This is a genomic window from Streptomyces cirratus (assembly GCF_014650775.1).
Classification (GTDB): domain Bacteria; phylum Actinomycetota; class Actinomycetes; order Streptomycetales; family Streptomycetaceae; genus Streptomyces; species Streptomyces cirratus.
Map to the genome: position 1 here is coordinate 417,928 of NZ_BMVP01000004.1, position 21,237 is coordinate 439,164.

Below are 21,237 nucleotides of genomic sequence, written 5' to 3' on the forward strand. Positions count from 1 at the left end.
CCACAGACGTCGCGGGCCCGGGAGGACCGACCGGTCACGGACGTACCCGCGCGGTCCGACAACGCGGCGAGGTGCCGTGCCGGGCGTCGCGACCCGGTGGACCTTTCCGGTCACAGCACTAGCCGCGCAACGGGTTCGGCAGGGGCGCGTAGCGCGCCTCCGCTCCGTCCGCCCGGGTCCACCGCAGCAGCAGGTTCGTCTTCGCGGGCAGCGCGGGGGCGGCCAGCAGGGCGGCGATCTCGGGCAGGCCGTGGGCGGCGTCGAAGCGCAGCAGTTCCTCGCGGACCGCGGGCCACAGCTGCCCGGCGGCCTGCGGGTGCCGCTCCGCCAGCGCCTCCGCGATCTCCGCCAGGTGGTTGACGACCAGGCAGTACACGAGCCGCTGCCAGGCGGCCTCCCGCGGAAGGTCCCCCGGCAGCTTGACGCCCTCCGCGTCGCGGAAGAGCGCCTGCACCGGCATGCCCCGGCCGTCGACCGCGACCAGGCAGTTCTGCAGGTGGGCCTCCAGTACGATCCCGCGCCGCGCGAACAGCCCCAGCACCGGAGGCACGACCTGGCGCAGGTACCCCCGCCACCACCCGACCGGGTCGGGGGCGGCCGCGAGCGGGCTGCCCTCGAAGCCTTCGGCGAGCGCGGCCGCCAGCAGCGGTCCGGCCCCGGGCGCGACCCGCCCGTGCAGGCCGTCACGGACCAGGACGGCGAGTTCCTCGAAGGCGAAGCCGGCCGTCCGGTAACCCCGGTCGGCGAGCCAGACCGCGTCCGAACCCGCCCGGCGCAGCTCGGCGAAGCCCGCCCGGACCGCGGCGTCCGTGCGCCGCAGCCGCAGCAGGTCGTGCCGCCACAGCCGGCGCACGTCGTTGGTGATCCGGACGTCGAGGCTGAACTTGACGAACACGTCCCGGTCCGGGTCCGGCACGTAAAGGGTGCGGACGGAGGCGGTGGGCCAGACGCTGCGCCTGCCCGGGCCGAGCCGCAGCATCCTCCCGTCGGCGAAGGCCTCGCGCAGCGCCGGACGGTCGGCAACCAGGGCCAGCTGCCACGGATGCGCGGGCAGCAGCCGGTACCCGGCGGGCGCCCGGGGGCCGTCGAGGATCCCCGCGAGCGCCTCGATCGCGTCGGCGGCGGCCGCGCCGCCCTCCTCGAGGGTCTGGTCCTCCCGCACCCCGAGGAAGAGGAGCGGGAAGCGGGCATGGGCCTCGGGGGCGTACGGCAGCCAGCTCGCGGCGGGGGCGCCGCCCCGCGCCTTGGGGGCCGGGTGGTGCGGATGCCCCATGACGAGGGCCTGCTCCGAGCGGACGTAGGGGTCCTCCGGGGCCTCGGCCGCCGCGCGGGCCGCCAGCAGCGCCGCGATGGTGTCCCGGCTGTCGTTGATCTCGGCCGGCAGTTCGTCATTGGGGACACCCGTGTAGTGGCGCAGCTCGTCGGAGCTCAGCTTCACCAGCTCCGCGTGACCGAGCCGGCGCCAGCCGTGGGCCGTGCCAAGTTCGGCGACCTGGGAGCGGCGGGCACCGCGGACCCGCAGCAGCCTGCCGCTGCCGCGCAGCCGGTGGACTCCCTCCTCCCCGGTGGGATCGGCCGTCTCCCGCAGCAGGCAGTTCAGCAGCGGTGTGGCGGCGTACGCGTCGGCGGCGGCGTTGAAGTCCACTGGTTCCATTCGATCCATTCGGTGATCATCACCGATCATCGGGTAAGGCAATTATGAGAGAGGAACGGAACCCTGGACCGCAGCACGCACGCCCCCCGCCCTCCGGCCGAGGAAACGGTCGCCGCCGAGCTGGCCGGGGTCCGCCCCGCGCTCGCCGCCTCCTACGAAGCGGCCCTGGGCGGTGCGCGGGCTGCGGTACTGACCCGGCTGTGGCGGGCGCTGGCCTTCGAACCCCTGCCCTGGGTGGAGCGCCGGGAGAGCGGGCCGGATTCCCTGGTGGTGTTCACGACCGGGGGCCGGCGGCTGGAAGGTCCGCTGCCCGACCCGTACGCCACCGGTGACCGGGTGACGGAGCTGCGCCTGGACGGGCGCGCCCACCGTCAGGCCGCGCGGCTCATGGCGGCGCTGGACGTGCCGCACGGCGCCGCGTTCGCCGCCGAGCTCGACGACAGCACGGCCTCGCTCGCGCTGTCCCGGGCGGGGCAGCCGCGCGAGGACCTCGACGACGCCCCGAAGGCCGGCTGGCAGTGGGAGCAGCGTGTGGTGGACGGGCACCCGTACCACCCCAACTGCCGCTCCCGCCCCGGGTTCTCGGTCGCCGAGCAGCTAGCGTACGCCCCGGAGCACCGCCCGCTGGTCGAACTCGGGACGGTCGCCGTCCCGGCCGGGGAGTGCCTGCTGACGGGGGCCTGGCCGGACCGGCTCAGGGACGGGGACCGCCTCCTGATCCCGGTGCACCCCTGGCAGGCGGAGCACGTCCTGAAAGCCGGGGCCGGCAGGGGCCCCTCCGGCCCCGGCTTCACGGCGCATCCCCTGATGGCGCTGCGGACCCTCGCCCCGGCGGAAGGCGGGCCGCATGTGAAGACGGCCCTCAGCACCCGGCTGACGTCCTCCGTGCGGGACATCTCCGGCCGGTCGGTCGAAACCGCGGCGGTCCTCTCAGACTTCGCGCAGGTGCTGTGCGAGCGGCTCGACGGACGGCTGCACGTGACCCGCACGCTGGGCGCGGTCACCGCTCACAGCCCCGACCTGGCGGCGGTGCTCCGCGAGCCGCCGGATACGTGCGCGGGCCCGGGCGAGCGGGTGCTGCCGGTCGCGGCGCTGGCGGGCACCGCGGCGGTGCGGTCGGCGGCCTGGCGCGGGGAGTTCGCCCGGCTCGTCCTGTCGGTGTGCCTGGAGGTACTGGACCTCGGGGTCGCGCTGGAGGCGCACGGGCAGAACCTGCTGGTCGTCCTCTCCCCCGACGGCAACCCGGTGCGGCTCGTCTACCGCGACCTCGGCGACATCCGGATCAGCCCGGCCCGGCTGGCCGCGCACGGCCTGCCCGTGCCCGCCGTGTCGGGCCGGCAGATCACGGACGACGTGACGGCGCTGCGGCGCAAGGTGTTCGGCTCGGCGGTGGCCGGGGCGCTCGCGGCCACGCTGGGCTCCGCGCGGGCGCTCGGCGAAGCGCTGGCGCAGCCGGTGTCGCCGGTCCCCACCGCCGACAGCGAGGCCCTGGCGCGGGAGCCGATCCCGGTGAAGGCCCTGACCCTGATGCGGCTGAGCCCCGGCGTGCCCGGTGACCAGTGGGCGGAGCTGCCCCACCCGGCCGCCGGTCCACGGGACAGGGGTTAGGGCCCGGTGTCGACCGCGCCGTGCCGGCTGCCCCAGCCGGACAGCTGCGGCCCGGGCCGTGGGAGCCGGGGCCGGTGTGGGCGGTCCGCGCCCGGCCGGTAGGCACTGGTCCCGTTCATGGCCGGGGACGAGCGGGCACGGCGGGTAGGCGCCGGCCGCGTACAAGGCCGGGGACGAGCGGGGGCGGCGGGAACACGCGCGCGGGCGCCCCTTCGGGCTCGATCGGCCCGCCACGAGGTGCGGCAGCGGTGCCCCGTACACGCTGGCCGGAGCCCGCCCCGAGGAGGTGGCGCGGCTGTGCGGGAGCCCTGGGGTTCCTGCCGGCGCGCAGGCCCGGCGCGTGGGGCGGACTCCGCCCGAGGCCGGTGAGTAACAGCGGTTTGGGCCGTTCGGGGGGCAACCCGCCCTTTGCTGGCCCGCCTTCGTCCCGAACGCCCCGGCCGATGGCAGGAAGGAGGGATGAGCCTCCACCGCCGTCTGGTCCTGATAAGCACGGCCGCCGCCGTACTCTCCACCGTGGGGGCGGGTGCCCGGGCTTCCACCCGCGGGCCTTCGGGCGGCCCCGACTTCGGGGCGCTGGCCCGGGCGATGGACGGCCCGGTGATCGTCCCCGGCGACCGGATGTATCCGCAGGCGCGGCAGCTGTTCCAGCCCCGCTACGACGCCGTCGCCCCCGGCGCCGTCGCCTACCCGGCCCACGCCGGTGACGTGGCCGTCTGCCTGGAATTCGCCCGGCGCTGCGCCGTACCCGTGGTGCCTCGCGGCGGCGGGCACGGCTACGCGGGCTGGTCCACCACCGCCGGCGGGCTCGTGGTCGACGTGGGGGCCATGGCCGCACTGGCCGTCGAGGGGGACGGCGTACGGATCGGCGCCGGGGCCCGGCTCGGTGACCTCAACGGAGCCCTCGCCGCCCGCGGCCTCGGCATCCCGACCGGCCTGTGCCCTTCCGTCGGGATCGCCGGGCTGGCGCTCGGCGGGGGCATGGGCCTCGCCTCGCGGGCCCACGGGACCACCTCCGACGCCCTGACCGGCGTACGGGTGGTCACCCCGGACGGGGTGGTCCGCGACGCCGACGCCGACCGGGATCCCGACCTGTTCTGGGCGTTGCGCGGCTGCGGGGGCGGGAACTTCGGCGTCGTGACCGAGTTCCGCTTCCGCACCCACCCCGTCGGTGACGTCGCCTCCGCGGAGCTGCGCTGGCCCGGCGCGGACTCCGCAGCGGTGCTCGACGGCTGGCAGCGCTGGCTGGGAGGCCTCCCGGACCCGTTCTGGAGCCACCTGGAGTTCATCATCGAAGCGGGCGGCGACGACGCCCCGGCCGTCAGGGTGCTGTGCTTCGACGGACGCCACGAGCTGGAGCGGGAGCTGACCCGGCTCTCCGACCTGGTCGGCCGCGAACCGCAGGACGGCTCGGTCACCGTGCGCGGGTACGGCGAGACCGTACGGGCCATGTCGGGGTGCGCCGACGTCAACGAGGCGCAGTGCCACCTGCCGGGAACGCTGCCCGGCCGGGACCCGCGGGGGCGGGTCGGCCGGCACTCCTACGCCGCCCGCTCCGACTTCTGGACGGAGCCCGGGCTCCCGGAGGCGGCGGTCCGGGCGGTTCTGGCCGCCGTACGCCGTTACCGGGGAGCGGTGCCCGCCGGCGGCCGCGGGGTGGTGCAGTTCCTCGGTGAGTGCGGCGGCGCGATGAACCGGCCGGCGCCCACGGACACCGCCTTCGCCCACCGCGGCCACGCCTTCCTCGCCCAGTACCTCGCCTACTGGCCGGACTCCGCGCCGGCCGCCGAGGTGGCCCGGCACCAGGAGTGGCTGGACGGGCTCTGGCGGGACCTGCGGCCCTGGGCGAGCGGCAGCGCGTACCAGAACTACGTCGACCCGAAGCTCACCGGCTGGCGCGAGGCGTACTACGGCCCGAACCTCGCCCGGCTGGAAGAAGTCCGGCGTACCTACGACCCCGCCAGGCTGTTCCGCTTTCCCCAAGCGATCTAGGGAGCCCTTGCATGCGACGTACGTTGACGATGGCGGCGGCCACTGCCGCGCTGGCGCTGGTGGGCGGGCCGCTGGCGGTCACCGAAGCGCGCAGCGCCCCCGTCCTCGGGCGCTGGTCGGCCGTGGAGGCGCAGGCCTTCTGGACGCCGGAGCGGATGGCGTCGGCCGTCCCCGCGCCCCCGGATCCGGACGCGTCCCCGGCTACCGAGCCGTCCGTGGATCCCGCCGCGAGCCCCGCCGTCCCGGCTCCGTCCCCCTCCTCCGGCCCGGCCCCGGCGCCGGCGCCGGTTCCCGCCCCCACGCCGACGCCGAGCGCGGCTTCGACGGTCGCCGCCGTCAAGCCCGGCCGCGCCCCGGATCCCGCCTACGCCGCCGCGGCCGCCCACCCCGGTGCGGGACGCGACTTCGACGGCATGCCGGTCGTCGGGCGGATGTTCGTCATGACGGGCGGCGGCGCGTACTTCTGCACCGCGAGCGTGGTCTCCTCCCCCGGCCGCGACCTGGTGGTCAGCGCGGCGCACTGCCTGCTCGGCGCGGACGCCCGCCAGGTGGCCTTCGTACCGCACTACCGGGCCGACAAGCCCCAGCCGTACGGGTTGTTCCCGGTGCTGCGTGACTCCGCCGGGCGCGCGAAGGTGTGGATCGACCCGCGCTACCGGCGTGAGGGCGCCGACCGCGCGGCCACGCTCGACGTGGCCTTCGCCCAGGTCGGGCCCAACGCCTCGGGCGCCCTGGTGGAGGACGTCGTCGGCGGGAACCGGCTGGTGACCGGGGCCTCCTACGCACAGCCCTCGGTCACGCTCGTCGGCTATCCGGCGTCCGCGGCCCGGCCGCGCCTGTGCGTGAACCGGACGACGAAGTTCGTCAGCTCCGACCCGAAGATCCCGGGGTCGTTCCAGCGGATCGACTGCACGGGCTACCCCGGCGGCACCAGCGGCGGGCCCTTCCTGACCCACTTCGACACGCGGAGCCTGACCGGTGACGTCATCGGGGTCATCGGCGGCTGGAAGACCGGCGGCGACACCGACGACACCTCGTACAGCTCCTACTTCGGGGCGGAGATCAGGGCGTTGTACGAGACGGCAGTCGCCTCGGCCCGGGTGGAGCGGGCAACGCGGGCGACGCGGACGACCCGGGCCGGGTGAGTGGCCCCGGCTGCGCGTGCACCCGTACCCAGCGGGTCCGGCGCGGGTTGCCGACGGTGGGCGGGGTCACCGGGACCTCCTCGACGCCCAACGGGTCCGCCGGAGCCAGCGCGAGCTGACGGCGCAGCTCCGCGAGGGCCGTGTGCACCGGCGCGAGGATGACCTCGGCGCACGGGTGGATGCGGGCCAGGGCGTGCGCGGTGGTCTCGATGGTCTCGGCCGCGTCCTCCGCGGCGGTCCGGCTCCACCCGCCGGGGCCGCCCGCGCTCCAAGGCGCGACGGCGTCGTAGAGGTGGCAGGCGGCATCGGCCGCGGCGTCGGCCCGTTCACCGACACCCGGCGCCGCGTTCATCGGCAGCAGGTCCATGCCGGGTCAACGACCGGGCCCGCCGGGGGGAACGAACGGGCCCCTGCCGGTTCCGGGTTCGGGCCCCGGGGCCGGGTCCGGGTCGGTCACGGGACGACAGTCTGCAGCCACAGGGGCAGCAGCAGGATGGACACGACGGAACTCTTGATCACGACGGAGGCCGAGAGGCCTACCCCCACGTCGTAGCGCTGCGCGAAGATGAACAGGTTCTGCGGCGTCGGCATCGCGGCGATCAGCACCAGGTAGGCGAGCCAGTCGCCCCGGACGCCGAACAGGGCCCCGCAGACCAGCCAGGCCAGCAGCGGGAAGCCGAGGCACTTGACGGCGATCAGCGCCATCTCCTCCCGCGTGGTGTCCCGCAGGCCGAGCCCGGTGCCCCCCAGGTGCAGGCCGAGCGCGAACAGCGCGACGGGCGAGGCGCTGTCGCCGACGAAGGCGGCTCCGTCGAGCACCACCTTCGGCAGGTGCACCGACAGCAGGTTGAACAGGATGCCCGCGTTGCAGGCCAGCACGAGCGGAGTGACGAGGGAGGCGCGGACCGCCCGGGCGAGGCGGCTCCCGGGGCCGCCGGCCCCGGCGCCCGCCCGGCCGAGCTCCATGATGGCGATGACGACGAGGGACAGCACGCAGACCTGGAACAGCAGCACCGGGAAGATGGGCGCCGCCGTCCCGAACACGGTGATGAAGACGGGAACGGCGAAGTAGGCGGTGTTCACCTGCACGCCGGCCATGACGCGCAGCGCGATGGCGCGGGGCTCGCGTATGCCGTAGGCGACCGCGCCGAGGACCACGCAGAGCACCGCGACGGCCGCGGTCGCCGCGTACCCGCCGATGGCGCGCCAGTCGAACAGGGCGGCGAGGTCGCTGGCGTAGATGTTGCCGAACAGGTAGCAGGGGACCGCGAAGAGGAAGGCGTAGTCGGCGAACGCCTTGGACGCCTCGGGCGGAACGGTCTTGCGGCGCGCGAGCAGCACCCCGCCGCCGAAGGCCAGCAGTACCGGCACCAGCTTTTCGAGTGCGGCTGCCCCGCCCATGACACGGTCCCCCTTGATCGCCCGGGGGCAGCCTACTCATGCCGTCCACGGCGCGGTGCGGCCGCATAGGCTGGTGCGATCATGAGCGACGCACCCGGGCCCACGGCCCCTCCCCCCGCCCCCGTCCGGGGGCCGCGCAAGGCCACCCGGTTCGCCGCGGTGCTGCGGACGCCGGCCCGGCCCGGAGAGCCCCTCTTCGCGCGGGCGCCGAAGCGCTGGCAGCGGTGGATGCCGACCGTCGTCACCGGCGTCTTCGTCGTGACGCTGCTGCCGGTGACCATCGCGGTGCTGACCAACGACTACAAGGCGGGCGGCGGCTGGGCCGGGGCGCTGGGCGTGGCGCAGACGGTGCCGCTGCTGCTGGCCGTCACCCGGCCGCTGCCGGCCTGGGGCATGGTGTTGCTCGCGGACACCGTCGGGGCGGTGCTGCTGATCCACGCCGACAAGGTGGCGGGGCACGCCTGGCCGTGGACGCCGATGGCCATCATGGGCTACCTGCTGCTGATGGTCTGCCTGGGGCTGCGCGAGTCCGTCCGGACCCTGGTCGGGGTGTGGCTGGTGACCGGCGCCGTTGGGGTGGTGCTGGGCTTCTTCGCGCCCGACGGGGCGATGAACACCGTCGCCCTCCTCTTCGTCCTCGGGGGCACGCTCCTCGCGCTGACGGGGGCGCTGCGCGGGCTGGGTGACGCGCAGCAGCGGATCGCGGAGCAGGAGGACATCAGCGAGGCGGAGCGCTCCAGGCGCACGCTGCTGGAGGAACGGGCGCGCATCGCACGGGAGTTGCACGACGTGGTGGCACACCACATGTCGGTGATCACGGTGCAGGCCGATTCCGCGCCGTACCGGCTGCCGGGCATGGCCGAGCCGGTCCGGGAGGAATTCGCGGCGATCGCGGCCAGTGCCCGCGAGTCGCTGGGCGAGATGCGGCGGCTGCTGACGGTGCTGCGCGGGGACGGTGGCGACGGACCGGGCGGTGAACGGGCGCCGCAGCCTGGGATCGACCGGCTCCAGCAGCTGGTGGAGGCGACCGTACGGGCGGGGCAGCCCGTGGAGTTGTCCCTCGGGGCGGGGGCGGCGCAGGGCGTGCCGCCGGCGGTGGACCTGTCGGCGTACCGGATCGTCCAGGAGGCGCTGGCCAATGTGGTGCGGCACGCTCCGGGGGCGCCGACGAGGGTCTCGGTGACCCGCTCCCCCGGCGAGCCGGACGAGGTGCTCGTGCTGGTCGTCAACGGCCCCGCCGGCAACGCCCTGGTGCCGGTGGAGACCTCGGGGACGGGGCACGGTCTGGTGGGGATGCGCGAGCGCGTACGGTTGACGGGCGGGACGCTGGACACCGGCCCGCTGTCGGAGGGCGGTTTCCGCGTCGCCGCCCGCCTGCCCGTGAACCCCCCGGCCGAGGAGCCCAGTTGACCATCCGTGTGATCATCGTCGACGACCAGGCGATGGTGCGTGCCGGATTCGCCGCACTGCTGTGCGCGCAGGCCGACATCGACGTGGTGGGTGAGGCACCGGACGGCCGGGAGGGCGTCCGCGTCGCGCGTACCGTGCACCCGGACGTGGTGCTGATGGACGTACGGATGCCCGAGATGGACGGTCTCGCGGCGGCGCGGGAGATCCTCGGCCCGCCGCCCGGCGTCGTCCACCGGCCGAAGGTGCTGATGCTGACCACCTTCGACATCGACGACTACGTGTACGAGGCGCTGCGCGCGGGCGCGTCCGGGTTCCTCCTCAAGGACGCGCCGCCGGCCGATCTGATCGCGGCGGTCCGGATCGTCGCCTCGGGCGAGGCGCTGCTGGCGCCCTCGGTGACGCGGCGGCTGATCGCGGACTTCGTGGAGCGGCGGCCGGCGCCCCGCAAGGACCCGGCGCTGCGACTGCACGGGCTGACGCCCCGTGAGACGGAGGTACTGGAACTCATCGCGCGCGGACTGTCGAACCAGGAGATCGCCGGACACCTGGTGGTGGCGGAGCAGACGGTCAAGACGCACATCGGGCGGGTGCTGGGCAAGCTGGACCTGCGGGACCGGGCCCAGGCGGTGATCTTCGCGTACGAGGCGGGGCTGGTCCGGCCCGGAGACAGCGCCTGAGCATCCGGCCCGCTCCGGCCCCGGCTTCCTCCGCCACCCCCTACCCAGGTACGGGGTCCTACCCGGGTAGGGGGTCCGACTTGGCTCCACGGTCTGACGTAGCGGCCGGTACCTCCTTCCTACCTTCTGCCTCACCACGAGGAGAGGGGAAAGCGGATGCGCCGCTTCGGAAGGACGCTGGCCGCCGCCGCGCTGGCGGCGACGCTGGTCACAGGGACCGCCGGCTGGGCGGGCGCGGACAGCGTCACCCCGGTCACCGGTCCGCCGCCTGGCACCGCCGCCTGGCTGGCCGACCCGCTGCCGGGCCGCCCGCTGCCCGACCCGGCGACCGCGTCGGCGCCCGAGGTCGCCCGGTTCTTCTCGGGGCTCGACGACACCGCGCGTCGGGAACTCCTGCGCCGTCACCCGCTGGTGGTGGGCAACCTGGACGGGGCGCCGCTCACCCTGCGGTACGAGGCCAACAGGCTGGCGCTCACCGCCACGGGTGAGGCCCGGTACGCCTCCCTGGCCCGCCCCGGCCGGCAGATCCTCGCCTTCGACCCGCGCGGGCGGGGCCAGGTGGCCGAGGTGTTCGGGGACCTGGAACACGCGGTCCATGTGGCGGTGATCGTCCCCGGCTCCGACAACGACGCCACCCACCACGACGCCGCCCGGGGGCCCGGCACCGGCCCCGCCGGGATGGCCCGGGCGCTGGCCGCCGCGACGGCCGGCTCCGGCACCGCCGTCGTCGCGTGGACCGGGTACACCACCCCCGTCGGGGTCGGCCTGGACGCGGCCGGAGGGCGGCTGGCGGACGCCGGCGCCGTACGGCTCGCCCGGTTCACTGCCGGGCTGGACGCGGTCGGCGCCCCCCACCCGGCGCTGTTCTGCCACAGCTACGGCTCGGTGGTGTGCGGGCTCGCGGCCCGGCACACGGACGCCGCCGACATCGTGGTGTGCGGCTCGCCCGGCATGCGGGCCGCGAGCGCCGCCGCGCTGCGCACCGGCGCCCGCGTCTGGGCGGCCCGGGGCCCCTCCGACTGGATCGCGGACGTCCCGAACGTCGAACTGGCCGGCCTCGGTCACGGCGCCGACCCCACGTCCGCCGCGTTCGGTGCCCGCCGGGTGCCCGCCGCCGACGCGGAGGGCCACACCGGTTACTTCGCGCCCGGCACCCAGTCCCTGGCGGCCTTCGCCGCGATCGCGACGGGGGACGTGCGATGAGCGCCCTGACCGCGCTGCGGGCCACGGCTGCCCGGATCGACCGGCAGACCCCCGCCCACCGGGACCGCGCGGTCGACGGGCTGCGCGCCCTCGCGCTGCTGGCCGTGCCGACCGGGCACTGGCTGCTCGGCGGCTTCACCCTCGACCCGGCGGGCGGCCTGCACAACGCGAGCCCGCTGTCGGCCTTCGGCGCTCTGGCCCCGGCGAGCTGGGTACTGCAGATGCTCGGCATCTTCTTCCTGGTCGGCGGCTACGCCTCCGTGCTGTCCTTCCACCGCCGCACGGGCTCGACCGGGGCCTGGCTGCGGGGCCGGATCGCCCGCCTGGGACGGCCGGTGCTCGGGGTGACGGCGGTGTGGGCCCTGGCGGCGCCGGTGCTGTACGCAGTGGGGGTGCCGGAGGCCACGCTGCGGACCGGGGCGACGCTGGTGGTCCAGCCGCTGTGGTTCGTCGGGGTGTACGTGGTGGTGACCGCGCTGACCCCGTACTGCGTGCGGGCGTCGCACCGGTTCGGCGGGTGGGCGGCGGTACCGTTGGTGGCCTCCGTCGCCGTGGTGGACGCCTTGCGCTACGGGCCGCTCGCCGGCTCGGTGCCGGGCTGGCTGTCGCTGCTGAACATCCTGCCGGGCTGGCTGTTCGCGTACCAGCTGGGCGTGGACTGGGGTGAGGGCCGGATCGGGCGGCGCGGTGCGTGGGCTCTGCTGCTGGGTGGCGCCGCGCTGTTCGCGACGCTGCTGGCGGTGTTCCACTACCCGGCGTCGATGGTCGGCGTGCCGGGCGCGGCGCGGACCAACTCGCACCCTCCGTCGCTGCTGGTGCCGGCGCTGGCCGCGGCCCAGTCGGGCGCGGCGATGCTGCTGCGCGACCGGCTGGCGAAGCTGCTGACGCGGCCTGCGCTGTGGGCGCCGGTGGTGGTGGTCAACCTGTGCGCGATGACGATCCTGTGCTGGCACCAGAGCGCGATGCTGGCCGCCGCGGTCCCCGGCTCGTTCGTGGGGGAACTCGCGGGTCTGACCACCGCCCCCGACAGACTCGGGTGGATCGCGGCCCGGCTGGCCTGGATGCCGCTGTTCGCGGCGCTGCTGGCCGCAATCGCCTGCTACGCACGCCGCTTCGAGGAGCCGTGGACCCGGGCGACGACGGTCCGCAGGGCCCTGGCGGGCGTACTGGCGGCGGGGTTCGCGGTGTTCGCCCTGGGCCTGGCGTAAGGGCGGCGACCGAACCGTCAGGCGATGGAGGCGGCGACGATCGCGGCCACGGCCACGTTGCAGGAAGCCGTGACCCAGACCGCCGGGTGGGGCTCCGGGTCGACCACGATCGCGCCGAGCTTGCCGGGGGTCACCAGGTCCAGCACCAGGAAGGCGACCGCCATCAGCACCAGGCCGAGGGCGCCGAAGGCGCTGGTCCGGCCGAGTCCGTCGAGGATGTCGCTCATGGGGAAGCCTGTCTGCGCGAAGGGGAGGAAGGCGTGGGCGGAAGGGGGTTGCACCCCGCCGCGGGCCGGGCGAATCTATCGCACGTCCGGGCGGTGGACCATGGGAGGCCGGTACGTGGAACAGCTCAGGGCCGCACGGGCCGATGAGGCGCGAGCACTGACCGCTCTCGTCCTGCGGTCCAAGGCCCACTGGGGGTACGACGCGCGGTTCCTGGCCGCCTGTGCACCGCAGTTGGCATTGGGACCACACGAGGTGACGGCCCGGCGGGTCGTAGTCGCCGAGGACGGGCGCGGCGCCGTGGTGGGGCTCGCCTCCCTGGAGCCGGAGGGGGAAGGGGAAGGGGAACGGGCGCGACTTGGACTGCTGTTCGTGGAACCGGCGGTCATCGGCCGCGGCGTGGGGCGGCTGTTGTACCGGGACGTGCTGCGCCGGGCGGCCGCCCGGGGTGTTCGCAGGCTGCTGATCGACGCCGATCCGCATGCGGCCGGGTTCTACCGGGCGATGGGCGCGGTCGCCGCGTCGGGCGCCCCGGAGGGGCTGGTGCGGTTCGAGGTGGCTCCGGTCCCCCTCGCCGGGTGGGCGCGGGCGTGGACGGGCGGGGGCCGCGCCGTGCACGTGGGCAACGTCGCCGAGTTCAACGCCCAGTTCGCCGACGCCTCCCTGGACCGGGAGCAGTCGGCCGCGCACCACTACGCATCGCTGGCCGCGTTCTACAGTCCCGAACCGGCGGCCCTGGTGCTGCCGCGGCGGGTGCCGACGGGCTGGCCGGTGCTGGTGGGGCGGCAGTTGGGCTGGGGCGAGGTGGAGGTGTTCGACGCCCTGGCGGAGTCGGGACCGGGCCTGTCACGGGCGGTACGGGCCCGGCCGGCGCTGGCGGAGCGGCTGACGGGGGCCGGACTGCCCCTCGTACCGTGGGGGCTGACGGAACCCTTCGGGCGGCTGGCGGGCCGGCCGTGGCAGCCGCGGGAGCTGCGCTACGAGTCGAAGTCGGCCTCGCACGACCTGTTCGCCCGGATCCTGGCGGGCGGGGGGCACCCCACGATCAGGCTGCCCGAGCAGTGGCGGCCCGCGACCCGGGGGGCGGCGGCGCGGCTGCTGGCCCGGCGGGCCGCCGCCGGAGCGGGCTCGGTGCTCAAGTCGGAGCACGGTGTGGGCGGTTCGGGAGTCACGGTCGTCACACCCGAGCGGCTGCGTTCGGCCGGTGGGGCGCGGGCCCTGCTGCGGCGATTGCCGCGCGGGCCGCTGCTCGTGGAGGAGTACGTGGCCGGTCCCGCGGCGGGGGAACCCGGCGGCGGCCTGCGGGACCTCACCTACGACGGGTTCGTGGACGGCGCGGGCGACGTCCACGAGGTCGGGGCGGCGGTCATGGACGTGGCCGACGGCGGCTACCGGGGTGCGACGGTCGGGCCCGGGGTGGTGCCCGCCGAGTCGGAGCGTCCGCTGCTGGCCTTCGGCGCGGCGGTGGGCCGGGAGCTGGCGGCGGCGGGCTACCGGGGCTGGTTCGACGTGGACTTCGTCACCGACGGGGCGGGCGGCCTGGCGCCGACCGAGACCAACCTGCGCCTGACCGGGCCGGCCGCGGCCTTCATGGTGGCGGCCCGGCTGGACGCGCTGCGGGGCGCGGAGCACTTCGTACGGATCGTGGACCGGGTGGAGCTGGGGGCGCGGCTGCCGGACGGGCAGCTGGAGGAGCTGTGCGGGGAACTGGCGCGGGCCTGCTCACGACTCGGGGCGGTGTTCGTCCCGGCGGTCCCCACCGCGGCGTTCGAGCCGGCGCCCTGGCTGGGGGTACTGGTGGCCGCGCTCAGCAGGCAGGGGCTGGACGCGGCCGAGGCACTGGTGCGGGCCGAGGCACTGGCGGTCGGGCGGCCGTTCGCCGACGGGCGGTGACCTCAGTCGTCTCCGAAGGCGGAGGCCGGTTTCCGGGTGAGGTAGAGGGCCACGACGGCGCCCGCGATCATCAGGGGGATGTTGAAGGCGTAGACGAGGGCGGCCTGGCGCGGCCAGTCGTGCTTGGCGGCGAGCCGGTAGAGGTTGTCCTGGGGCCACCAGGCGACGAGCAGGTAGACGACGGCCAGGTGGGCCGCCCTGGTCAGGGCGCGGCCCCGGCCCCGCATCCGGGAGCGCCCGCCGAACAGGAAGACGACGCCCACGGCGAAGGCCAGCACCTCGAAGACGTAGAGGACGAAGAAGAGGGCCGCCCAGCGGGCCGGCACGCCGGTGAGGTCGGTCGAGCCGGGCCAGAACACACCGGTGAGGAGGAGCGCGACGAGGGCCACCAGGAACACCGCGCAGCCGGAGGCGAACGCGGGGGAGAGCTGCTCCCCTCCTCCTGCGCCCGCGTACTTGCCGGCGCCTCGGGCGGTCCGCGCGGGGCCGTCCGGCAGGGGCGGCAGGGGAAGGCCGGTGCGGTCCTCCCGGCCCGCCCGGTCCCGGGGCAGGGCGCGTAGCGGGACCACGGCGTACGGGAAGTGCTCCGGGGGCACCTCTTCGGCCAGGTGCGCCCACAGCCCGGCGGTGTCGGGCAGCCCGGCGCCGGTCCGGGTTCCGGGTGGCGGTGGGGCGAGGTAGGCGACGAGCCCGCGCGACCCGCCCCGGGGGCGCTTGCCGGCGCTCCGGATGCCGTCGTCGCGGGCGTCGGCGCCTCGGACGTCGGCGCCTCGGACGTCGGCGCCTCGGACGTCGGCGCCTCGGACGTCGGCGACGAGCGCGGACCCGACGCCGTCGTGGGACCGGATCAGGGATTCGAGGTGGTGGGGGTCGAGGGGGGCGCCGTGGCCGGTGATCCGGTCCCGGATCCGGCCGCGGAACTCCAGCAGCCCGTCGGGGCGGAGCAGACCGAGGTCGCCGGTGGGTATCGCGTCCCCGCCGTCGGGCGGAGTGAGCAGGATCTGCCCGTCGCGCAGGTCGGCGCGACAGCCGGGGAAGGGGATGCCGATGAGCGCGAGCCGGGCGGGGTCGGCGGGCGGGGCGGGCAGCCGGGACAGCTCGAAGCAGGTGCCGATCCCGGCGCTCTCGGTGGTCCCGTAGAGGGCGAGCACGCGCGCGCCGGGCCGCAGGCGGCCTTGCAGGGCGGCGTGGTCGTCGAGGTAGAGGCGGTCTCCGGAGACGGTGACCATGCGCAGCGACCGGGCGGCCGAGCCCGGTGACCGCGGGCCGTCGCCGAGGAGCAGCCGCAGGGCTCCGGCCGGGTCGGTGTGCAGGACGGTGACCTCCTCGGCCTCGACGGCCGCACGGACGCCTTCCGGCCACCAGGGCGTGCGCTCGGCGAGGACCAGAGCACCGCCCGTGCACAGGGCGCGGGGCCAGCCGGCTGCGAAGGCGGTCACATCGGGCCCGGCGCTGATCAGGTGCCGGTCGGCGGGGGCCGGAGCCGCGACCTCGGCCCAGCTGTCGCAGGCGGCGAGCAACAGGGCGTGGCTGACGTGCACGGGGCGCGGTTCGGCGGCCCCGGTGAACAACAGCGCGGCGGTGTCCCGGTCGCGCGTCGCGGTGGCGGGCCGGTCGTCGGGCTGCTCCGCGATCGCGGCCGCGTCGGCGCCGAGGCGGATGAACCGCAGGCCGCGGCCGTCGTCCAGCAGGGGGTGGTGCGCGGCGTGCGTGAGGACGGCGTCGGGCCGGATCGCGGCGAGCTGCCGCCGCCCGGTGTGCGGGTCGGCGACGTCGATCAGCGCGTAGGCCGCGCCGGCTTTGAGGACGGCGAGGAGGGCGACGACGAGTTCCGGCTGCCGGGCGGTGCCCACGGCCACGAGACCCTGGGCGGGCAGCCCCGCGGCGAGGAGGTGGTGGGCCAGCCGGTTGGCGCGGGCGTCGAGCTGTTCGTAGGTGAGACTGACCGGCCCGGCGACGAGCGCGCGGGCCTCGGGGGCGTCGAGCGCCCACTGTTCGAAACGCCGCAGGACACTGCCGGGGGCCTGCCGTCCTGAGCGGGTGATCTCTGATCCCTGCGTCATGGACCGATGATGCCACCTGGCGGGGACCGCGTAGAGGGGCGAACATGCTTGCTGCGCAGTGGAGTTGGGGCGCGTCACGGCAAACCATTGACCTCAAGTCTGGTTGAGGTCGTAGCGTTCGGTCTATGGATATGGAAGTCACCGCCTGGACATCGCTGCACAGCGCCATGAACGCCCAGCAGGACCGCCGCCCCCTCTCACGGGCGAGCCTGCGCCGGATCGCCGCGTTCGCCCGCCCGCACCGGCGGGGCCTGGCCGCCTTCCTGTTCCTCAGCGTGGTGACCGCGCTGCTCGCGGTGGCGACCCCGCTGCTCGCGAGCAGGGTCGTGGACACGATCGTCGCGGGCGGGAGCAGCGGCACCGTCACCCGCCTCGCCCTGCTCATCGCGCTGATCGCGGTGGCGGAAGCCGGGCTCGGTCTGCTGACCCGCAAACTGTCGGCCACCCTCGGCGAGGGGCTGATCCTGGACCTGCGGACCGCGGTCTTCGACCACGTGCAGCGGATGCCGGTCGCCTTCTTCACCCGCACCCGTACCGGCGCCCTGGTGAGCCGGCTCAACAACGATGTGATCGGCGCCCAGCGGGCCTTCAGCAACACCCTGTCCGGGGTGGCGTCCAACATCGTCACCCTGCTGCTGACGCTTGCCGTGATGCTGGGCATCTCCTGGCAGATCACCCTTCTGGCGCTGGTCCTGCTGCCGGTGTTCGTGCTGCCGGCCCGGCGGATGGGGACGCGGATGGCCTCCATGCAGCGGGAGGCCTCGGCGCTCAACGCCGCCATGGGCACCCAGATGACGGAACGGTTCTCCGCGCCCGGCGCCACTTTGGTCAAGCTGTTCGGACGCCCCTCGGAGGAGTCCGCCGAGTTCGCGGCGCGGGCGGCCCGGGTGCGGGACATCGGCATCCGCACGGCCATGGCCCAGTCCGCGTTCATCACCGCCCTCACCCTGGTCTCCGCCCTGGCCCTCGCGCTGGTCTACGGCCTCGGCGGCTACTACGCCGTGCACGGGACCCTGGAAGCGGGCTCCGTCGTCGCCCTCGCCCTGCTGCTCACCCGGCTCTACTCGCCGCTGACCGCCCTGGCCGGGGCCCGTGTCGAGGTGATGAGCGCGATGGTCAGCTTCGAGCGCGTCTTCGAGATCCTCGACCTGGAGCCGCTGATCGCCGAGAAGCCCGACGCGCGGCGGGTGCCGGACGGGCCGGTGGCGGTGGAGTTCGACCGGGTCTCCTTCGGCTACCCCTCCCCCGACAAGGTCTCGCTCGCCTCCCTGGAGGAAGTCGCCACCCTCGACGCGCGGGGCGGCACCCAGGTGCTGCACGACGTCTCCTTCCGCGCCGAGCCCGGCCAGATGATCGCGCTGGTCGGCTCCTCCGGAGCGGGCAAGTCGACCATCGCGCAGTTGCTGCCGCGCCTGTACGACGCCGACGAGGGCGCGGTCCGGCTCGGCGGGATCGACGTACGGGACCTCACCGCCGACTCGGTCCGCGAGACCCTCGGCATGGTCACCCAGGACGGGCACCTGTTCCACGAGTCGGTACGGGCCAACCTGCTGCTGGCCCGGCCCGAGGCGAGCGAGGGGGAACTCTGGGAGGCCCTGCGCCGCTCGCGCCTGGACGGGCTGGTCGCCTCGCTGCCGGACGGCCTGGACACCGTCGTCGGCGAACGCGGCTACCGGCTGTCGGGCGGGGAGCGCCAGCGGCTGACGATCGCACGGCTGCTGCTGGCCCGCCAGCGGGTGGTGATCCTCGACGAGGCCACTGCCCACCTCGACTCCACCTCCGAAGCGGCCGTGCAGGAGGCACTCGCGGAGGCCCTGTCGGGGCGGACGGCGGTGGTGATCGCACACCGCCTGTCGACCGTCCAGGCGGCCGACCTGATCCTGGTGGTGGAGGACGGCCGGATCGTGGAACGCGGCACGCACGCCGAACTCCTGGCGGCGGGCGGCCGCTACGAAGAACTGCACCGCACCCAGTTCGCCCCGCCCGGAACCCACCCTGCCGACCCCGAGCGGATGAGCCGGGCCCGCCAATAGCCGCAGGCGCCGGTCCCGGGCCGCCCCGCGGGATCACCGCGCCCGACGCCGCCACCGAACGGGCGCGGCTCGTGCGGCAGGGCGATTCCACGCGGCAAGCCCCGGCCCGGCCACCCTGCTTCCGCTTCGCAGCCGGCCCCACCCCGCCCAGCGGCCGGGGCGGCCGAGCGAAGACCCCCCGCCGGACGGCAGGGTCACCGTGGGCCGACGAGGCCGCCGGACGGGCGCCGACGCTGTGGCCGGCCGGGGGCCCGGCGGGTCAACACCGCCCGGCAGCGGGCCCGGCGGCCGGGTGATGCCGCGCGCGGTGGCCCGGCACGGCACAACCGAGTTCCGCTTCGCAGCCGGCCCGGGCCCGGGGCGACGACGGGGGCCGGGCCGTCGGATGACGGACCCGGCTCCACGGGCAATGCTTCGGACGCGGCCCGTCAGACCCGGTCGGCCGCGATCAGGACGTACTGGAACGAGCCGTCCTTGTAGGAGTTGATGAACGCCTCTTCGATGCCGGTGACCAGTGACGACGTGGCCCGCAGCTCCCAATAGGGCAGCGTCTGCGGGGTCAGGTCGATCACGGCCTGCGGTACGAGACGGTTGTCGGCCATGGCACGCAGGTACTCCCGGCGGGAGTGGATGTTGCACTCGAAGTGCGCGTTGATCTGGGAGACCCACTTCGAGGGCTGACCGTAACGCGGGTTCCAACAGCCGGTGATGGTCACGTACCGGCCGCCGACCGCGAGGACGCGGGAGTGCTCGGCGAAGAGGTCGTGCAGGTCGACGTACATGCTCGACTCGTTGTTCCACGAGGCCGCGGCCTGCCCGGTCTCGAAGGGCGTTCCGAGCATGTTGCAGACACGGGCCCGGACGTGGTCCTCGATGCCGAGTTCGTGGGCGCGCTGGTTGGCGAACTCGGCCTGCTTGGCCGACAGGGTGACTCCCTCGACCTTGCAGCCGAAGCGCTGGTGGGCCATCACCATCGAACCGCCGCGGCCGCAACCGGCGTCCACGAGCGTGTCGTCCCGCCCGATCGGGCCGAGGTGGTCCAGGAGGACCTCGGCCTGCGCCGACTCGAGGCGGTGGAGCTCGGCGATCAGCTTCTTCTCGTACGCGCTGTCACCGGGGTCGCCGAGGGCCGCGTGGTCGACGTCGCCGATGCCGTAGTGGTGGTGGTACAGGCCGTCGACATCGCCGAGCCGCAGGTTCACGGGCCTGGCCTCGACGTCCCAGTAGCGGGCGATGTCGCCTTGGTAAGGCGTCGCCGGGCCGGGGATGAACACGGAGGTGGTGGTGGCCGCGGTGAGATCAGTGCTAGTCACAGATGGATCCAATCCTTACCAGAAGTCGGGCAGGCTGTAGCGATAGGTGTTGGTCTGGTGCCAGTAGTGGTTGCCGTCGACCCATGCGGCGACTCCCCGCAGGAAGCGCAGCACGCTCGGGACCGGGCAGGCCGCCGCCAGGGCGGCGGCTTCGGCCTCGAAGTCGTGCATGAGGTCGTTGTGGACCTCGACGGCCTTCAAGTAGCCGTCGCGGTGGGACAGGCCTTCCCGTTCGGCGATCACCACGGGCAGGTTCAAGTGCTTGCCGGGGGTGGCGAGTTCCTTGGTGTACGAGTACAAGTCGTTGACGATGGTGGTGGCGTTGCCCGCGAGCGCGATGACCCGCTGCATGGCGGGCTGCGCGTGCAGGTCGGCCGGCAGTTCGTAGCCGCCGACGGTGTCGGTGATGGTGGGGCAGGGGCGGAAGTTGTTGAACTGCCGCATCGCCAGGTACTCCCACACCTCGGGGAGGTGGTCGGTCTGGGCCCAGGCGGCTTCGGCGAGGTAGCCCAGGTGCAGCCGGGCCATGTCGTGCCGGAAGCGGTCGGCCTGGGAGGGCGTGGACTGCTGGACGAAGTACTCCATGGCGGAGCGGTAGGCGCGCCGCGGGGCGTCCGCGCCCAGTGACTCCACCCACTGCGGGTGGTACTCCCCCGTCGTGTGGAGGGGGTCGAGGGCGGTGTGCGCCAGCAGGAGGCGTCCGCCGAGCCCGATGGGCGAGCCGCCGTGGTCCTCGCAGTAGCAGTCGTCGAGCGCGTTCTCGGCGACCATCAGCCGGGTCGCGATCATCAGGTGGTCGATGCCCGGGGCGTCCGGATGGCAGGCGACCATGTAGCGCCCGACGGAGAAGCCGTCGAACTGGTCCTCCCAGTCCTCCGGGTACAGCTCGACCTCGTCCAGGGCCCAGGCCTTGATCCTCCGGCTGACCTCCTCCACCCGCGCCGCATCGGGCTCCGGCACCGGATGGTGGTACAGGCCGGGGACGGGGCGCCCCTCGGCGGGTGGCCGGGGCGCCACGGGAGCCGGCGGCCCCACGCGCCGGGCCGGGTACAGGCTCGCCGTACCCATACCGCTGGGGCCACGCAGGATCCGTTCCAGGGCAGGGCTCCGCTCCACGGCCGCGGCAGGGCCCTCCGGCACGGGCAGGTCCACGTCCACCGGTGCTGCCGCGGCTGCTTCTACTGGTGCTTGTGCGGACGCTTCCACGGGCGCGGCCCCTGCCGAGGGGACGGGGAGGGCGGGCGGAGAGGGAAGCGCGGGACCGGAGCCGGCGGCGGCTGCGAGCCCCTGCCCCTTGGCGAGGGCGTTCGCGAGGACATGGGCCCCGAAGCGGGCGGCGGCCGCAGGCAGGCTCGACTGCAGAGGGGAAAGCCCGGGCTCGGGCATCCGTGGCTCCTTGTGGTGTGGGCAGG

The 21,237-nt window shown here is 75.0% G+C and carries 15 protein-coding genes and 1 pseudogene; 9 read left to right on the forward strand and 7 right to left on the reverse strand.

The features are described 5' to 3' along the window. Window positions 1–118 precede the first annotated feature (118 nt). Window positions 119–1,663: an IucA/IucC family protein gene (locus tag IE207_RS14465; protein ID WP_190184553.1), complete on the reverse strand. Its 1,545-nt coding sequence runs from the start codon at window positions 1,661–1,663 to the stop codon at window positions 119–121. A 54-nt stretch (window positions 1,664–1,717) separates the two neighbouring features. On the opposite strand from IE207_RS14465, the gene IE207_RS14470 reads away from it, so the two are divergent. The 3 genes from IE207_RS14470 to IE207_RS14480 all read left to right on the forward strand — a co-directional run bounded on the left by IE207_RS14470 (window position 1,718) and on the right by IE207_RS14480 (window position 6,399). Then, the gene (locus tag IE207_RS14470) at window positions 1,718–3,262 is read left to right on the forward strand and encodes an IucA/IucC family protein (RefSeq protein ID WP_190184736.1); all 1,545 of its coding nucleotides are present in this window, start codon (window positions 1,718–1,720) and stop codon (window positions 3,260–3,262) included. Window positions 3,263–3,721: 459 nt separating this feature from the next. After that, window positions 3,722–5,254 (forward strand): FAD-binding oxidoreductase, encoded by a 1,533-nt coding sequence (locus tag IE207_RS14475; protein ID WP_190184554.1) that lies wholly within the window; start codon window positions 3,722–3,724, stop codon window positions 5,252–5,254. Window positions 5,255–5,265: 11 nt separating this feature from the next. Beyond that, window positions 5,266–6,399 (forward strand): trypsin-like peptidase domain-containing protein, encoded by a 1,134-nt coding sequence (locus IE207_RS14480; RefSeq protein WP_190184555.1) that lies wholly within the window; start codon window positions 5,266–5,268, stop codon window positions 6,397–6,399. Here the strand turns inward: IE207_RS14480 and IE207_RS14485 are convergent. After that, window positions 6,317–6,766 (reverse strand): hypothetical protein, encoded by a 450-nt coding sequence (locus IE207_RS14485; RefSeq protein WP_190184556.1) that lies wholly within the window; start codon window positions 6,764–6,766, stop codon window positions 6,317–6,319. The genes IE207_RS14480 and IE207_RS14485 overlap by 83 nt on opposite strands. A gap of 86 nt (window positions 6,767–6,852) precedes the next feature. After that, window positions 6,853–7,800 (reverse strand): AEC family transporter, encoded by a 948-nt coding sequence (locus IE207_RS14490; protein WP_190184557.1) that lies wholly within the window; start codon window positions 7,798–7,800, stop codon window positions 6,853–6,855. Between the two features lie 81 nt (window positions 7,801–7,881). On the opposite strand from IE207_RS14490, the gene IE207_RS14495 reads away from it, so the two are divergent. From IE207_RS14495 to IE207_RS14510, 4 genes are all read left to right on the forward strand, one after another. Next, window positions 7,882–9,210 carry a sensor histidine kinase gene (locus IE207_RS14495; RefSeq protein WP_190184558.1) on the forward strand — a complete coding sequence of 443 codons (1,329 nt, stop codon included), beginning with the start codon at window positions 7,882–7,884 and terminating at the stop codon, window positions 9,208–9,210. Continuing rightward, entirely contained in the window at window positions 9,207–9,887 is a 681-nt protein-coding gene (locus IE207_RS14500; RefSeq protein WP_190184559.1) for a response regulator, read from the forward strand. The genes IE207_RS14495 and IE207_RS14500 overlap by 4 nt, the downstream gene beginning before the upstream one ends. Before the next feature lie 156 nt (window positions 9,888–10,043). Beyond that, window positions 10,044–11,090, forward strand: coding sequence for an alpha/beta hydrolase (locus IE207_RS14505; protein ID WP_190184560.1), 1,047 nt, complete (start codon window positions 10,044–10,046; stop codon window positions 11,088–11,090). Continuing rightward, entirely contained in the window at window positions 11,087–12,298 is a 1,212-nt protein-coding gene (locus tag IE207_RS14510; protein WP_190184561.1) for an acyltransferase family protein, read from the forward strand. The genes IE207_RS14505 and IE207_RS14510 overlap by 4 nt, the downstream gene beginning before the upstream one ends. 17 nt (window positions 12,299–12,315) lie before the next feature. Here the strand turns inward: IE207_RS14510 and IE207_RS14515 are convergent. Beyond that, a pseudogene (locus IE207_RS14515) lies at window positions 12,316–12,519 on the reverse strand (DUF350 domain-containing protein); the annotation flags it as partial. A 121-nt stretch (window positions 12,520–12,640) separates the two neighbouring features. Here IE207_RS14515 and IE207_RS33140 point away from each other — a divergent pair. Beyond that, window positions 12,641–14,416 carry a GNAT family N-acetyltransferase gene (locus IE207_RS33140; RefSeq protein WP_229873720.1) on the forward strand — a complete coding sequence of 592 codons (1,776 nt, stop codon included), beginning with the start codon at window positions 12,641–12,643 and terminating at the stop codon, window positions 14,414–14,416. Window positions 14,417–14,418: 2 nt separating this feature from the next. Here the strand turns inward: IE207_RS33140 and IE207_RS14525 are convergent, their stop codons facing one another. Further along, window positions 14,419–16,479 (reverse strand): AMP-binding protein, encoded by a 2,061-nt coding sequence (locus IE207_RS14525; protein ID WP_190184562.1) that lies wholly within the window; start codon window positions 16,477–16,479, stop codon window positions 14,419–14,421. Window positions 16,480–16,604: 125 nt separating this feature from the next. Here IE207_RS14525 and IE207_RS14530 point away from each other — a divergent pair, with 125 nt between their 5' ends. Continuing rightward, window positions 16,605–18,512: an ABC transporter ATP-binding protein gene (locus tag IE207_RS14530; protein ID WP_190184563.1), complete on the forward strand. Its 1,908-nt coding sequence runs from the start codon at window positions 16,605–16,607 to the stop codon at window positions 18,510–18,512. Between the two features lie 428 nt (window positions 18,513–18,940). On the opposite strand, the gene IE207_RS14535 is transcribed toward IE207_RS14530, so the two are convergent. Both IE207_RS14535 and IE207_RS14540 read right to left on the reverse strand, forming a co-directional pair. Beyond that, entirely contained in the window at window positions 18,941–19,825 is an 885-nt protein-coding gene (locus tag IE207_RS14535; protein ID WP_190184564.1) for a geranyl diphosphate 2-C-methyltransferase, read from the reverse strand. Between the two features lie 15 nt (window positions 19,826–19,840). Further along, window positions 19,841–21,211 (reverse strand): family 2 encapsulin nanocompartment cargo protein terpene cyclase, encoded by a 1,371-nt coding sequence (locus IE207_RS14540; protein WP_190184565.1) that lies wholly within the window; start codon window positions 21,209–21,211, stop codon window positions 19,841–19,843. Between the last annotated feature and the right edge of the window lie 26 nt (window positions 21,212–21,237).

What these genes read in the sequence shown, in the direction of transcription:
- IE207_RS14465 (WP_190184553.1), bottom strand. Translation starts at nt 1,663, where the DNA reads ATGGATCGAATGGAACCAGTGGACTTCAACGCCGCCGCCGACGCGTAC.
- IE207_RS14475 (WP_190184554.1), top strand. Translation starts at nt 3,722, where the DNA reads ATGAGCCTCCACCGCCGTCTGGTCCTGATAAGCACGGCCGCCGCCGTA.
- IE207_RS14540 (WP_190184565.1), bottom strand. Translation starts at nt 21,211, where the DNA reads ATGCCCGAGCCCGGGCTTTCCCCTCTGCAGTCGAGCCTGCCTGCGGCC.
- IE207_RS14525 (WP_190184562.1), bottom strand. Translation starts at nt 16,479, where the DNA reads ATGACGCAGGGATCAGAGATCACCCGCTCAGGACGGCAGGCCCCCGGC.
- IE207_RS14485 (WP_190184556.1), bottom strand. Translation starts at nt 6,766, where the DNA reads ATGGACCTGCTGCCGATGAACGCGGCGCCGGGTGTCGGTGAACGGGCC.
- IE207_RS14505 (WP_190184560.1), top strand. Translation starts at nt 10,044, where the DNA reads ATGCGCCGCTTCGGAAGGACGCTGGCCGCCGCCGCGCTGGCGGCGACG.
- IE207_RS14510 (WP_190184561.1), top strand. Translation starts at nt 11,087, where the DNA reads ATGAGCGCCCTGACCGCGCTGCGGGCCACGGCTGCCCGGATCGACCGG.
- IE207_RS14495 (WP_190184558.1), top strand. Translation starts at nt 7,882, where the DNA reads ATGAGCGACGCACCCGGGCCCACGGCCCCTCCCCCCGCCCCCGTCCGG.
- IE207_RS14480 (WP_190184555.1), top strand. Translation starts at nt 5,266, where the DNA reads ATGCGACGTACGTTGACGATGGCGGCGGCCACTGCCGCGCTGGCGCTG.
- IE207_RS14490 (WP_190184557.1), bottom strand. Translation starts at nt 7,800, where the DNA reads ATGGGCGGGGCAGCCGCACTCGAAAAGCTGGTGCCGGTACTGCTGGCC.
- IE207_RS14530 (WP_190184563.1), top strand. Translation starts at nt 16,605, where the DNA reads ATGGATATGGAAGTCACCGCCTGGACATCGCTGCACAGCGCCATGAAC.